We start from the raw sequence: 13,771 nt of genomic DNA, 5'->3' as shown, positions 1-13,771 counted from the left end.
CCCGGCAGGCGTCACCTTCACGCGCCGCGCATCGTTGGGGTTCGCCTGCGGCTCACCCCAACCTACACTATGGCTCTTTCCTCCATCACGGCCCTTCCCATGCAGCACCTGACCATCGTCACCACCGGCGGCACCATTGACAAGATCTATTTCGACGACAAGTCGGACTACAAGATCGGCGCCCCGCAGATCGGCGAGATCCTCGGCCAGCTCGGCGTCGCCTTCCAGTTCGACGTGATCCCGATCCTGCGCAAGGACAGCCTGCACATGGGGGCGGAGGACCGCGCGCTGGTGCGCTCCACCATCGAGGCGCAGCCGCATCGCCACGTGCTGGTCACGCACGGCACGGACACCATGGTGGAGACCGCGCGTGAGCTGGCCAGCCTCAAGGGCAAAGTGATCGTGCTCACCGGCGCGCTCAATCCTGCGCGCTTCCAGGGCTCGGACGCGGTATTCAACATCGGCTGCGCCGTCGGCGCCGTGCAGACGCTGCCGGACGGCGTGTACATCGCCATGAACGGCCGCATCTGGGATCCGCTGAAGGTGCGCAAGAACCGCGAGGCAAACCGCTTCGAGGAATCGGCGGGCTAAGAAAACGTTGGCGTCGGTCGGGGTGGCCCAAAGGCAAGCCCGAACGTCGCGGCAACCTGTGGAAACGCCCGTTGGGGTTCGCCTCCGGCTCACCCCAACCTGCGTGGAAAAAGAAACGGGGCCCGGTCTGAAGACCGGGCCCCGTTTCGTTTTTCTCACTGCACGTTGAGGTTCACATCATCCAGCACGAACGAGGTCTGCAGCGAGCTGTCCTCGGTGCCCGTGAACTTGATGGTCACGGTCTGGCCGATGTACGCGCTCAGGTCGAACGACTTCTGCGCGTAGCCCGACCCCGCATTGAGGTTGGAGTACGTCGCCAGCGTCTTGAGCACCGTGCCGCTGCTGTTGAGCACCTGCACGTTGAGCTTGTCGTACGCGGTCGTGGTGGTGGTCTCGGCCGTGTCGATATGCAGGTAGAACGTCAGCGTCGCGCTGGTCTTGCCGCTGGGAATGGCCACGCTCTGCGAGACGGTATCGGTATGGCTGCTGCCATAACCGTCCAGCCAGGTGAACCAGCTGCCGCCATGCGCCGTTTCACCGCTGCAGCCGCTGTTACTGCACAGCGCGCCGGAACTGATCGACCACGGCGAAGCCGTGCCGGTCTCGAAGCCCGGGTTGCCCAGCAGCTGCGTCGCACCGCCGCCACCGCCGCTGGACACCGTGACCGACGAGCTCTTGGAGCTGGTCTTGCCGCTGGCGCTGTCGGTCACCGTCTCGGTCACGGTGTAGGTACCGGCCGCTGCGTAAGTGTGGCTCGGACTGGTAGCGGTGGAGGTAGCGCCGTCGCCGAAAGTCCAGGAGTGCGACGAGATGGTGCCGCCGCTATCGGTGGAGCTGTCGGTGAAGGTGGCAGTCAGCCCGCTCGTCACGAAGCTGAAGTTCGCCGTGGGCGTGCCGCCAGTGCTGCCGCCGGAAGCCCAGTTGGCCGCCGCGAAGGTGTTGACCTTGGCGATGTCCAGGCTGCCGAAGCCGGTGGTGTAATCCCAGCCGGCGGCGGCGTTATAGCCGTAGCCGTTGTAGCCGTTGTTGCCCGAGGTCACGTCATGCAGCAGCTCGGGATGATTCGGGAAGTCGCCGTAGAACTTCGAGGTCGGGAACGGCAGCGAATTGCCGTTGTTCGACTGCAGGCGCGCCCACACGCCCACGAAGATCGGCGAGGCCAGGCTAGTGCCGCCGATGGCGTAGGTGCCGCCCTGATAGACGATCTGCGCGCCGCTGGACTGCGCCGCGTCGAACGCCACGTCGGGCAGTACACGCTTGGTCACCGAGGAACCCAGGGCCGTGGTCTGCCAGGTCGGTGCGGTCTCGAACGAGCTGACCCCGCCGCCGGTCGCCCACAGACGCTTGCGCGTGTCGGTGGAGCTGACCGTCGCCAGACCCTCGTTCCACACCGTCTCGCCGGCCCAGGTGGTGCCGTTGGTCGACAGCGTGGTGCCGCCCACCGCCACGACATACGGAGACGCCGCCGGCTCGCTTACCGAGTACGAGCTGAGATTGGCCGTGACGGTGCCGGACGAGTTCGTCAGGATGCCGCCCTGCGACTCGTACACGCCTTCGTCGCCGGAGGAGACCGAGAAGGTCTGGCCTTGCGCGACGGCCTGCTGGAACACGTTGTCGTCGGCCGCCTGGGTGCCGGCGTTGTGCGAAGCGGTTTCGTCTTCGCCCAGCGACACGTTGACGATCTTGGCGACGTTGTCGGTCACCGCTTTGTTGTACGCCGCGGTGATGCCGGCGTCGGTCAGCGAGGCGTTATTGGTGCCGTTGGCGGCGGTGTAGAAGATCAGCTTTTGCACGCCACCGGTGGTGCCGACGATGGTCTGGCTGTCCAGGTTCCACTCGCCGTCGCCGTTGGTGTCGTCCCACAGCGCGGCCGTGCCCACTTTCACCGTCTGCACGTTGGTGGTCGGCAGACCGGCATTGGTGGTGAAGGTGTTGAGGTCGTTGATGGTGGTGCTGGTGTCGCCCCAGGTGATGATGCCGACCGTGGTGTTGGTCGCCGCCGGCACGGTGCCGACGTCATAGATCGCCGGGAAGTCCTTCGGGTTGTGGCTGGTGACGCTGGCGGTGGTCGCGTCGGGATGGATCTCGGCCGGCGTCAGCTGCTTCAGCACATGGTGCATGGTGTGCTTCACGCTCACGTCCTGCAGACCGAGCACCGCATCGACGGTATCGGCCAGCGACGCCGGCACCTGCACCTCGCCGTCGTTGGCGATGCGTTGGCGACCGCGGAACTGGAAGGTCTTCATGCTGGTGCGGAAAGCTGCCTGCACATGACCGGCATTGCCGTCGGCCTCGACCAGCAGGTTGTTCGGCGACACCGCGATGTTGCTGAAGCCCGCGGCACGCAGATGCGCCACCACCGCCTGCACCTGCTGCTCGGTCGGCGCATAGGCCGCCTTGAACTGCTCGGGCGTGAGGTACTTGCCGTAGTGCGCGCTGCCGGGCGTGGCCAACTCATGCAAGAACTGCTGCAGCTGCGCGGCGTTACGCAGCTTCAGGCTCACGGCTACATGCAGCGGCTTGCTCTGCTCCAGCGGCGCCACCAGCGCGTCGTCGACAGTGGGATTGCCGCGCATGGTGAGCGTCCATGCCGCGTGCGAAGCGCCGGTTGCCATGGTCGAAACGCCGGCGGCGTTCTTCTGCATGGCGGCGTGCGTGCGGGTGCCCACCCAGTTGTCGGCGGCGTGCGCCGAACCGGCCAGCATCGCCATCGAAACGGCGACCGGCAGAAGTGCCTTGCGATAACCCTTGGTGCCCCACGAATGCTTACGACTGGTCATTCCGTAAACTCCCCAGATATTTTTTCGGGACGAACGAGCCCGATGCGGCCACGTGGCCCCATGTGAATTGCCGTGCTTGGGCACGGCGCCCTTTTGGTGTGTTTGCCCTGCGATCCGTGTTGAACGCCCGGCCTGCTGTCCCCCGGTCAGTCCCTGACCCAGCCCTGCCAGACTCGCTTGTTGAGCGGCGCCGCTACCGCGCAGACCGCCGCCTCGGGTCATCCGTCAACTTCCACGTCGACGGATTCATCGACGCTAAGCGTCACCTAGGACTTCGTCAATCCGCACGAAAAGCCGGCAAAAAGCGTGCTTTTCGACACCTTCCGCCAGCAATTTTTTGCGAAGCGGGCCCGACCACGCGCGTAGTTGCGATGACGCCCGGCTGCGCGCTCGCGACAGCGTCAACACATGCTTCCGCAGCATGAGGACATAGCCGCCTCGATTTCTTGCGTTTGAAACGAAGCCGCTCCAGGCATGACTTCCGTCATAGATAAACGACGACTGAATAATGGTTTCAGCGGCGACTATCCATGCCGTTTCGCGTGCAGGAAACGCCGGCACGTACCGTGTCGCAAACCACAAAAAAAGCGCCGCAAGGGGCGCTTTTTTCCTAGGTGCTTTTCCTAGCGCAGTGCGCAAAAACGGCACTCAGAGCATGCCGGTCTCAAGCTTGGCGATCTCCGACATCATCGAGTGATTCCACGGCGGGTCGAACACCAGATCCACGTCCGCTTCCTTCACGGTAGGGATCAGCTCCAGTTTGGTACGCGCATCGTCGATCAGAATGTCGCCCATGCCGCAGCCGGGCGCGGTCAGGGTCATCTTGACGTACACCTTGCGGCCGCTATCCAGCGCTTCCAGGCTCACGTCGTACACCAGGCCCAGCTCCACCACGTTCACTGGAATCTCCGGATCGAACACGGTGCGCAGCTGCTGCCACACCAGTTTCTCGACGTCGGCGTCGGTCGCGTCGTCCGGCAGCTCGATCGGCGGCGGCGGCTCCTTGCCCAGCGCATCGGCGTCTTTGCCGGCAACGCGGAACAGGTTGCCCTCCACGTACACCGTGAAGCTGCCGCCCAGCGCCTGGGTGATATAGCCGATCTGCCCTGCCGGCAGGGTCACCGTTTCTCCCTGCGGCACCATCACGGCGTCGCAATCGCGCTCGAGGGTGAAAGGTTCACTGCTAAGACTGAAACCGCTCATGCCGATCCTGCGAAATGTCGAAGGTGCGGCAAGGCGCCGGACCCAAGCTGCCTATTATGCAGCCCGACCCTCAGATCAGGTCGGCCGGAGTCGATCTCAAGGCCGATCCCGGGCCGGCCCGGGCGGTCGCGGTATCATCCAGGGCTTTCACCCTCAGGGAAGAGCCTGCGTGCCAGCCCCGTTTTCCGGACACCGCCCCTCATGAGCGCGCGTGTGCTGTTTTCCTTTCTGTTCGCGCTGTTCAGCGCGGTGATGCTTGGCCTGGCCTTCGGCGCGGTATGGATGTTGCCGACGCTGTTCCTCGCCCGTGTGCTGCCCTGGCTCTCGTTGCCGATAGGCTGGGTCCTGGGCCGGATGATGCGCGGCTGGGTCCGCCCCGAGCCGCGCGGCGCGGCCCTGCTGGCCGCCATGGCCACGGCGCTGGCCAGCGCTTATGTATGCGTGCTCACCGCCGCGGCACGCGTGGCCGGGCTGATGGGCATGGGGCTGGTGGAGGCGATGCGCACCGCCGGTACCGGCCTGCTCATGGACCTGGCCCGCCTCAACACCACCGCCACGGACCTCGCCTGGTTCGCCGCCGGTACCGCGCTGTCGGCGTGGGTGGCCTGGCGCACTGTCCCGCGCCGGGCATGAGCCTTCAGGTGTCGAGCGTCTTCAGCTCGGCCACCAGCTGCCCGGCCGCGGCCTGGCCGTCGCCGTAGAGCATGCGCGCGTTGTCCGCGTAGAACAGCGCGTTCTCGATGCCGGCAAACCCCGTGCCCTTGCCACGCTTGACCACGATGACCTGCCTGGCCTCGGCCACGTCGAGGATCGGCATGCCGTAGATCGGCGACGCCGGATCGGTCTTGGCCAGCGGATTCACCACGTCGTTGGCGCCGATCACCAGCGCCACATCGGTGGCGGGGAATTCCGGATTGATATCGTCCATGTCGGCGATCAGGTCATACGGCACGCCGGCCTCCGCCAGCAGCACGTTCATATGGCCAGGCATGCGCCCCGCCACCGGGTGGATGGCGAACTTCACCTTGACCCCACGTGCGATCAGCAGCTGCGCGAATTCCCACACCTTGTGCTGCGCCTGCGCCACGGCCATGCCGTAGCCGGGCACGATCACCACGCGCTCGGCGTAGGCCATCATCACCGCCGCGTCCGCCGCCTCGATCGGTTTCTGCGCACCGTCGATCGCCTGCGCGGCTGCACCGCCCGCGCCAAAATTTCCGAACAGCACATTGCCCAGCGAGCGATTCATCGCCTTGGCCATCAGCTGGGTGAGCAGCGTGCCGGCCGCGCCGACCACGGTGCCGGCGATGATCATCGCTTCGTTCTGCAGCACGAAACCCTCGAACGCCACGGCCAGGCCGGTGAAGGCGTTGTACAGCGAGATCACCACCGGCATGTCGGCGCCGCCGATCGGCAGCGTCATCATCAGGCCGAACAGCAACGCCAGCACGAAGAACCCGGCGATCACGCCCTGGCTGAGCTGGCCGCTTACCAGCAGCGCGCCCAGCACTACCGCGCCGGCCAGCATCAGCAGGTTCACCACGCGTTGGCCGGGAAACACGAAACGCCGGTCCAGCCAGCCCTGCAATTTGGCGAAGGCGATCAGCGAACCGGAAAAACTCACCGCACCGATCAGCGCGCCAAGCACGGCCAGCACCAGCTGCGCGGCGCCGGGTCCGGCGCCGTCGGCGGTGAAGCGACCACCATCCAGCAAGGCTACGCTGCGCGCGGCGTAGCCGGTCAGTTCCGCCGCGCCGATCGCCGCCGCGGCGCCGCCGCCCATGCCGTTGTACAGCGCCACCATCTGCGGCATCGCCGTCATCGCCACCTTGCGGCCGGACCACCAAGCCGCCGATACGCCCAGCAGTACAGCCACCAGGATCAGCCCGCGGTTGTGCATGTCCGGCAGGGCGAAGGTCGCCAGCACCGCCACCAGCATGCCCGCGCCGGCCCACACGATGCCGCCGCGCGCGGTGCGCGGCGAGCTCATGCGCTTGAGGCCGAGAATGAACAGCAATGCCGCGACGAAGTAACAGGCTTTGATCAGGGTCGGCAGCCAAGCCATCACTTGACCTCCTTGCCGCCGGGCTTGCTGGACTTGAACATCTCCAGCATGCGCTCGGTCACCACGTAGCCGCCGGCCGCGTTGCCTGCGCCCAGCAGCACGCCGAGGAAGCCGATCGCAAGTTCAAACGATGTCTGCGCATGCCCTAGCGCGACCATGGCGCCAACCAGCACAATGCCGTGTACGAAGTTCGATCCGGACATCAACGGGGTATGCAGGATCACCGGCACCCTCGCAATGATCTCGTAGCCGGTGAACGCGGCCAGCATGAAGATGTAAAGCGCCAGGAACCCGTCGATCATGACCCCTCCCTGCCAACCCGCGGTTGTCAGCGCATCATACGGTTGCAGGTCAACCCGTGCGAGCGTGCCGCGTTGAGGCGTGGAGTCGAACCGATGGAGTCCCCGGATGTCCGATCCGACGATGCGGACGACAGCGCCATGAACAGCGCCGTCTCCACGCTCGAAACGGAACTGCTGGCCGAAGACGTCCAGGCGGTGCCCACCTCCCTGGATGCCTTCCTGGCACAGGTGGAGCGACGCGCCTTTCGCCTGGCCGAGATGAATCTCGGCCATCGCGAGGACGCGATGGATGCCGTGCAGGACGCCATGCTGCGTCTGGTCCGCAACTACCGCGACAAACCCGCGCAGGAATGGACGCCGCTGTTCTGGGGCATCCTGCGCCGCCGCATCGTGGACCTGCAGCGCCGCCGCAAGGTGCGCTCGATCGTGGTGGGCTGGCTCGGCGGCGGCCGCGACGACGACGGCGAGGAATTGCCCGCCTGGGAGCCCGCCGACAACGGACCCGGCCCGCTGGACCGCCTGCAGGATGCGCAGTCCTACGCCGACATGGCCGAGGCCGTGCGCAAGCTGCCGCAGCGCCAGCGCGAAGCGTTCATGCTGCGCGTGCTGGAAGGGCTGGACGTAGCGGAGACCGCCCAGGCCATGGGCTGCTCCGAGGGAAGCGTGAAAACCCATCTGTCGCGTGCCATGCACAACCTGCGAGACCAATTGGAGGACTGGCGATGAATGCGCCCGACAACCTGGAACGCCGCGCCCGCGCGCTGTACCGCGAGGCAGGCCAGCGTATCGATCCGGCCACGGCCGGCCGGCTGCGCGCCGCCCGGCGCGAGGCCCTGGCCGCCGCCGCGGAGCCGGCGCACGCACGCTTCGCACGCCGGCTGGTGCCTGCCGGTGCCTTCGCCGCAATCGCGCTGGCGGTGCTGATGGTGTCCTCGCCGGTATCGCGCGACAACGCGCCGACGCAGGCCGCCGGCATCGAACAGGCGACCGAGACCGAGGCCGACGTGCTGCCGCCGGACCTGAGCAATACCGACCCATCGATGGTGCAGAACCTCGACTTCTACGGCTGGCTCGCCACCAACGATGCCAGCCAGGCGAGCCGCTGATCCATGCATCCAGGTCGTATCGCTTCGCTCCTGTTCTTGCTGACGCTGCTGTTCGGCGGTCTGGCCGCGCCCGTGTGGGCGCAGCAAGGCCCGCCGCCTCCGACCGGTGCGCCGCCGGGGCCGCCGCCGCGTTCGTGGGACAGCCTATCGCCATCCGAACGCGACATGCTCGGCCCGATGCGCGGCGAGTGGGACACCATCCCGCCGCAGCGCCAGGCGCGCATGCTCGAACGCGTGCACCAGTGGGATTCGCTGCCCGCGGACAAGCGCCAGGAAATCCGCCAGCGCATCGAGCAATGGCAGAAGATGACGCCCGAGCAACGCGAGCAGGCGCGCGAGAACATGCGCAAGTTCCAGCAGCTCACGCCGGCGCAGCGCGATCAGCTGCACGACGCCTTCAAGCGTTACCAGCAGCTGCCTCCCGAACAGCGCCAGCAGCTGATGCACCAGTTCCGCCAGCAGCACGGCATCCCGCCGCACATGCCGCCGCCTCCGGGCATGCCGCGTCCGATGGGCGGCTTCGGCTCGCCGCCGCACGGAGCCGGACCGCGCAACGGCCACTGACGAAAAGCCCCGCGAAAGCGGGGCTTTTTTCATGCCTGCGCCGCCGCAACGGCACACGCGCATTCAGCCGTTGAACTGCGCCTCGCCGTCGCGCACCACGCAGCTCTTCGCGACCAGTTCGTCGCCGAAGTCCGGCACCAGCGCACCGTCCTTCACCAGCAGCTCGACGAAGTTGTACACGTTGCGCGCATACATCTCCGACGCATGCAGCGGCGCGCCCGCGGGCAGGTTGAGCGGACCGAGCACGACCACGCCGCCGTGCTCGACGCGTTCGCCCGGGCGGGTCAGCTCGCAGTTGCCGCCACCCTCGGCGGCGAGATCCACGATCAGCGCGCCCGGCTTCATGCCCTCGACCATCGCGGCGCTGAGGATCTTCGGCGCGGGCCGCCCAGGTACCGCCGCCGTCGTGACGATCACGTCGACCGACTTGAGGTGTTCGGCCAGCGCCTGCTGCTGCGCCGCACGCTCGTCGGCCGACAGCTCGCGCGCATAGCCGCCGCTGCCGGCGGCGCTCACGCCGAGATCGAGGAATTTCGCGCCCAGCGATTCCACCTGCTCGCGGGTTTCCGGACGTACGTCGTAACCCTCGGTCTGCGCGCCCAGCCGGCGCGCGGTGGCGATCGCCTGCAGGCCGGCCACGCCGGCGCCAATCACCAGCACGCGCGAGGGCCGGATCGTCCCGGCCGCGGTGGTGAGCATCGGGAAGAACTTCGGCGCGGCTTCGGCGGCGATCAGCATCGCGCGGTAGCCGGCCACGGCGGCCTGCGAACTGAGCACGTCCATCGCCTGCGCGCGCGTGGTGCGCGGAAGCAGTTCCAGCGCGAATGCGGTCAGCCTGCGCGCGCCCATCGCCGCGACGCGCGCCGCGGCGCCGTAAGGCCGCAGCTGGCCGACCACGATGGCGCCTTCGCGCAACTGCCCCCATACCGCGTCGTCCGGCGGCAGTACGCAGGCGAGCAAGTCCGCCTGTGCACGCACCGTGGCGGCATCGGCGAACTCCGTGTCGGCATAGCTGGCATCGGGGAAACCCGCCGCCGCGCCCGCATCGTGCTCCAGCAATACGCGCAGGCCCTTGCTCCGCAGCTTCTTCGCCACCTCGGGCGTGATCGCTACCCGGCGTTCGCCGGCGGCGGTCTCTCGCAAAGCGGCCACGGTGATCGGCATCGTGCATCCCCGGCGACAAAGGTTTCCGCATCTTACGCGAGCCCTTGCGCGGGTTGGGGCGGTTGCCCGCAGCCGGCCCGATGGCGCTAGACTGGCCCACCGCCGGCAACCCGGCGCCCGCGCCGGGCTGCCGCGGGGATCCCACATGGAGATCCCAAGTGTCCGTGCAATCCGTGACCGATACCCTGCTCGACCTCGCCCGCCAGGCCCGCGAGCAGGCCTACGCTCCCTACTCCCGCTTCCTCGTCGGCGCCGCGCTGGAAACGCGCGACGGCCGCCGCTTCCTCGGCTGCAACGTGGAGAACGCGGCCTATGGCCTGTGCAACTGCGCCGAACGCACCGCGCTGTTCGCCGCCGTCGCCGCCGGCTGCCGCCCGGGCGATTTCACCCGCCTTGCCGTGATCGGCGACACCGAGGGCCCGATCAGCCCCTGCGGCGCCTGCCGCCAGGTGATGTCCGAGCTGTGCGACGCCGGCATGCCCGTACTGCTGGCCAACCTGCACGGCAAAGTGCAGGAGACCACCGTGAACGCGCTGCTGCCCGGCTCGTTCCGCCTGCCGCTGATGGCATGAGAGCGCGAGTCGCCTCGCTGGCGAGCGGCGGTTAGCATGGACGCTTTGCATCGCCAGGATCCGCCCATGTCTTCCCCGCTCCAGCCGCTGCTGCACCGCCATTCCGCGCCCGTCGCCCAGCTGGGCGGGCCGGCGCCGGATGAGGCCACGCTGCGCGCACTGCTGGAGGCCGCCATCCGCGTGCCGGACCACGGCAAGCTGGTGCCGTTCCGCCTCATTTTGCTGCGCGGCGAAGACAAGCTGCGCTTCGGCGAGCGCCTCGCCGCACTGGCCGAGTCGCGCGATCCGGCCCTGCCCGATTCCAAGCGCGAGAAGGAGCGCCGCCGCTATACCTTCGCCCCGCTGGTGGTGGCGGTGATCGCGCGCATCGATCCGGACAGCAAGGTGCCGGAGATCGAGCAGAAGCTCAGCGCCGGCTGCGTCGCCTACAACCTGCTGCTGGGCGCCTCGCAGCTCGGCTATGGCGCGCAGTGGCTGACCGGGTGGGCCGCCTACGACCGCGAGGTCGCCGGCATGCTCGGCCTGTCGACGCACGAACACGTGGTCGGCTTCGTGCACCTAGGTACGCCACAGCTGGACGTGCCCGATCGCGACCGTCCCGCCCTGGACGATCTGCTGAGCACGTGGCGGGCATGAGCGCGCTGTCCGCTCACCTCGTCGACGGAAGCCTGTACGTCTTCCGCGCCTGGCATTCCATGCCGGACGAATTCACCGATGCCGAAGGCCATCCGGCCAATGCGGTGCACGGCTTCACGCGCTTCCTGTGCGAACTGCTGGAGCGCGCGAAACCCGCGCACATCGCGGTGGCTTTCGACGCCTCGCTCACCACCTCGTTCCGCAACGCCATCTATCCGGCGTACAAGGCCAACCGCGAGTTGCCGCCGCCGGATCTGGAGCGCCAGTTCGTACTGTGCCGCCGGATCGCCGAAGCGCTGGGCCTGGTCGTGCTGATCGACCACAGCTACGAAGCCGACGATCTGATCGGCAGCTCGCTGTGGAGCCTTCGCGCGCATGGCTTCCGCGGCGTGATCGTGTCCGCCGACAAGGATTTCGGCCAGCTGCTGGGCGAACACGACGAGCAATGGGACTACGCGCGCAACCTGCGCTGGGGCCCGGCCGGCGTGCACGAGCGTCTGGGCGTGCATCCGCACCAGGTAGCCGATTACCTCGCGCTGTGCGGCGACGCGGTGGACAACATCCCCGGCGTCCCCGGCATCGGCGCCAAGACCGCCGCCGCCTTGCTTGCCCACTTCGGCAGCCTCGATGCCTTGCTCGAACGCGTGGACGAAGTCCCGTTCCTGCGCATCCGCGGCGCCGCCAGCTGCGCGCAGAAACTGCGCGAGCACAAGGACGCCGCGCTGCTGTATCGCCGCCTCACGCGCATCGCGCTGGACGCGCCGGTTTCGGCCGCGGCCGATGCACTGGCATGGAGCGGCGCGAAGGCGCCGCTGCTGGACGAGCTGTGCGAGCTGCTGCGCTTCGGGCCGCTGACGCGGCAGCGGCTGAAAGCGTTCGCCTGACTTCTCCGGGCGTACCATCACGCCCCATGCAAGGCGTTCCCCACCACTTCGACCACCCCGCGGACGAGGCGCGGTTCCGCCTCCCGTCCCACCGCGCGGGCATCGAGCTCTACCGCGCGCACATCGTGCGCCATGCCTTCGAGCCGCATGTGCACGACGGCTTCGGCCTCGGCGCGATCGAAACCGGCGTGGAACGATTCCGCTACCGCGGCGTCGACCATCTCGCGCCGCCGGACTCGCTGGTGATGATGAATCCGGACGAGCCCCACACCGGTCGCGCCGAGACCGAAGGCGGCTGGCATTACCGCATGGTCTACATCGAGCCCTCGGCGGTGGACGAGATCACCGGCGAACCCGGCTGGTGGTTCGGCGACGTAGTGGGCGCCGACGCCGCCGGCGCGCGTCGCGTCACCAGCCTGCTCGACGCGCTGTGGCAGGCCCGCGAACCGCTGGCCTTCGACAGCCTGTTGCTGCAGCTGCTGCAAGCCTTCCGCCGCCATGCACGCGCGCCGCATCCGCTGCGAGCCGAAGCGCTCTCGCGCTTCGAGCCGGTCATCGAGTACATGCGCGAGCACCTGTCCGGCCGGCTTTCGCTGGACGAACTGGCCGCCGTCGCCGGGCTCAGCCCGTTCCACTTCCTGCGCCAATTCCAGGCGCGCCATCACGTCACGCCCCAGCAAATGCTGATGGCCCTGCGCCTGTCGGCCGCCAAGCGCCAGCTCACCGCCGGCGAGGCACCGGCACAAGTCGCCGCCGCCACCGGGCTGGCCGACCAGGCCCATCTCACCCGCGCGTTCGCGCGCCGCTACGGCGTCACGCCGGCGCGCTACCAGCGCCAGCTGCAGCGATAGCAAGCTCGTACAAGACCGCCCCTGCCCGTGGTGCGATGCTCCGGGCATGTGGATCGGATCTCTCTACGCGCTCGCCGCCGGCCTGATGTGGGGCCTGGTGTTCGTCGGCCCCCTGCTGGTGCCCGAATACCCCGCCGCGCTGCAATCGGTGGGCCGCTATCTCGCCTTCGGGCTGATCGCCCTGCCGCTGGCCTGGCTGGACCGCGCCGCGCTGCGCCAGCTGCGCCGCGCCGACTGGCTGGAAGCGCTCAAGCTCGCCGCGATCGGCAACCTGCTCTATTACCTGTGCCTGGCCAGCGCGATCCAGCGCGCGGGCGGCCCGCTGCCCACCATGATCATCGGCACGCTGCCGGTGGTGATCGCGATCAGCGCCAACCTGCGCAACGCGCGCCGCGACGGCCGCCTGCCGTGGGCGCAGCTGGCGCCCTCGCTACTGCTGATCGGGGCCGGCATCGCCTGCGTCAATCAGGCCGAACTGGCCGCGCTGCGCGCCGACGCGCATGCCGACCTCGGCCGCTATGCCACCGGCGCCCTGCTCGCCTTCGGCGCGGTGGCCTGCTGGACCTGGTACCCGCTGCGCAATGCCGACTGGCTGCGTCAGCACCGCGAGCGCAGCCCGCGCACCTGGGCCACCGCGCAAGGCGTGGCCACGCTGCCGCTGGCGCTCGCCGGCTATGCGCTGCTGTGGGCCGTGATGGGCATCCGCGGCGACGCCTTCCCGATGCCGCTCGGGCCGCGCCCGGCGGTGTTCGTCGCGCTGATGGCGGCCATCGGCCTGTTCGCTTCCTGGCTGGGCACCTTGTGCTGGAACGAAGCCAGCCAGCGCCTGCCCACTGCGCTGGCCGGACAGCTGATCGTGTTCGAAACGCTGGCCGCGCTCAGCTACGCCTTCGCCCTGCGCGGCCAGTGGCCGGGGCCGCAGACCGTGCTCGGCGTGTGCCTGCTGGTCGCCGGCGTGGCCTGGGCCACGCGGGTGAAGCCGGTACCGGTGGAGCTGGAACCGGAACGGTTGTAGCCGTCATGCACGCGGGGCACCATCGGCTTTTCCCTTTC

Annotated in this window: 15 protein-coding genes; 10 read left to right on the top strand and 5 right to left on the bottom strand. The window is 68.3% G+C overall.

Features of this window, described 5'->3' with window-relative positions:
• The first annotated feature begins 99 nt into the window (after positions 1-99).
• Positions 100-591 carry an asparaginase domain-containing protein gene (locus ACNR9O_RS02920; protein ID WP_473683044.1) on the top strand — a complete coding sequence of 164 codons (492 nt, stop codon included), beginning with the start codon at positions 100-102 and terminating at the stop codon, positions 589-591.
• Positions 592-746: 155 nt separating this feature from the next.
• Here ACNR9O_RS02920 and ACNR9O_RS02915 read toward each other — a convergent pair whose 3' ends face one another.
• Positions 747-3,371 (bottom strand): protease pro-enzyme activation domain-containing protein, encoded by a 2,625-nt coding sequence (locus ACNR9O_RS02915; RefSeq protein ID WP_473683046.1) that lies wholly within the window; start codon positions 3,369-3,371, stop codon positions 747-749.
• 648 nt (positions 3,372-4,019) lie between these two features.
• Positions 4,020-4,574, bottom strand: a complete 555-nt coding sequence (sufT, locus tag ACNR9O_RS02910) for a putative Fe-S cluster assembly protein SufT (RefSeq protein WP_473683048.1) — start codon at positions 4,572-4,574, stop codon at positions 4,020-4,022.
• A gap of 201 nt (positions 4,575-4,775) precedes the next feature.
• Between sufT and ACNR9O_RS02905 the strand changes: the two genes are divergently transcribed.
• Positions 4,776-5,207 carry a hypothetical protein gene (locus ACNR9O_RS02905; protein WP_473683051.1) on the top strand — a complete coding sequence of 144 codons (432 nt, stop codon included), beginning with the start codon at positions 4,776-4,778 and terminating at the stop codon, positions 5,205-5,207.
• A 4-nt stretch (positions 5,208-5,211) separates the two neighbouring features.
• Here the strand turns inward: ACNR9O_RS02905 and ACNR9O_RS02900 are convergent, their stop codons facing one another.
• Positions 5,212-6,639 carry an NAD(P)(+) transhydrogenase (Re/Si-specific) subunit beta gene (locus ACNR9O_RS02900; RefSeq protein ID WP_473683053.1) on the bottom strand — a complete coding sequence of 476 codons (1,428 nt, stop codon included), beginning with the start codon at positions 6,637-6,639 and terminating at the stop codon, positions 5,212-5,214.
• Positions 6,639-6,941, bottom strand: coding sequence for an NAD(P) transhydrogenase subunit alpha part 2 (locus ACNR9O_RS02895; RefSeq protein ID WP_473683055.1), 303 nt, complete (start codon positions 6,939-6,941; stop codon positions 6,639-6,641). Before ACNR9O_RS02895 ends, ACNR9O_RS02900 begins: the two co-directional genes overlap by 1 nt.
• Before the next feature lie 138 nt (positions 6,942-7,079).
• Here ACNR9O_RS02895 and ACNR9O_RS02890 point away from each other — a divergent pair, with 138 nt between their 5' ends.
• Genes ACNR9O_RS02890 through ACNR9O_RS02880 form a run of 3 tightly spaced genes read left to right on the top strand, consistent with a single transcriptional unit; the run spans position 7,080 to position 8,611 of the window.
• Positions 7,080-7,667, top strand: coding sequence for an RNA polymerase sigma factor (locus tag ACNR9O_RS02890; RefSeq protein ID WP_473683057.1), 588 nt, complete (start codon positions 7,080-7,082; stop codon positions 7,665-7,667).
• Positions 7,664-8,047, top strand: a complete 384-nt coding sequence (locus ACNR9O_RS02885; RefSeq protein WP_473683059.1) for a hypothetical protein — start codon at positions 7,664-7,666, stop codon at positions 8,045-8,047. Before ACNR9O_RS02890 ends, ACNR9O_RS02885 begins: the two co-directional genes overlap by 4 nt.
• Before the next feature lie 3 nt (positions 8,048-8,050).
• Positions 8,051-8,611, top strand: coding sequence for a DUF3106 domain-containing protein (locus ACNR9O_RS02880; RefSeq protein WP_473683061.1), 561 nt, complete (start codon positions 8,051-8,053; stop codon positions 8,609-8,611).
• Between the two features lie 63 nt (positions 8,612-8,674).
• Here the strand turns inward: ACNR9O_RS02880 and ACNR9O_RS02875 are convergent, their stop codons facing one another.
• Positions 8,675-9,775 carry an NAD(P) transhydrogenase subunit alpha gene (locus ACNR9O_RS02875; protein WP_473683063.1) on the bottom strand — a complete coding sequence of 367 codons (1,101 nt, stop codon included), beginning with the start codon at positions 9,773-9,775 and terminating at the stop codon, positions 8,675-8,677.
• Positions 9,776-9,933: 158 nt separating this feature from the next.
• Here ACNR9O_RS02875 and cdd point away from each other — a divergent pair, with 158 nt between their 5' ends.
• The 5 genes from cdd to ACNR9O_RS02850 all read left to right on the top strand — a co-directional run bounded on the left by cdd (position 9,934) and on the right by ACNR9O_RS02850 (position 13,733).
• Complete coding sequence (gene cdd, locus ACNR9O_RS02870; protein ID WP_473683065.1) at positions 9,934-10,347, top strand: cytidine deaminase; 414 nt, start codon at positions 9,934-9,936, stop codon at positions 10,345-10,347.
• A gap of 66 nt (positions 10,348-10,413) precedes the next feature.
• Positions 10,414-10,983, top strand: coding sequence for a nitroreductase family protein (locus tag ACNR9O_RS02865; protein ID WP_473683067.1), 570 nt, complete (start codon positions 10,414-10,416; stop codon positions 10,981-10,983).
• Positions 10,980-11,867: a 5'-3' exonuclease gene (locus ACNR9O_RS02860; protein WP_473683069.1), complete on the top strand. Its 888-nt coding sequence runs from the start codon at positions 10,980-10,982 to the stop codon at positions 11,865-11,867. The genes ACNR9O_RS02865 and ACNR9O_RS02860 overlap by 4 nt, the downstream gene beginning before the upstream one ends.
• Positions 11,868-11,893: 26 nt before the next feature.
• A complete protein-coding gene (locus ACNR9O_RS02855; protein WP_473683071.1) occupies positions 11,894-12,718 on the top strand; it encodes an AraC family transcriptional regulator in 825 nt (274 codons plus the stop codon).
• A gap of 46 nt (positions 12,719-12,764) precedes the next feature.
• Positions 12,765-13,733: a DMT family transporter gene (locus ACNR9O_RS02850; protein WP_473683073.1), complete on the top strand. Its 969-nt coding sequence runs from the start codon at positions 12,765-12,767 to the stop codon at positions 13,731-13,733.
• Positions 13,734-13,771 lie beyond the last annotated feature (38 nt).

Source organism: Dyella sp. CR10 (assembly GCF_055814425.1).
Note: the sequence above shows the minus strand (reverse complement) of the source record. Positions and strands in the feature narration are given on the sequence as shown.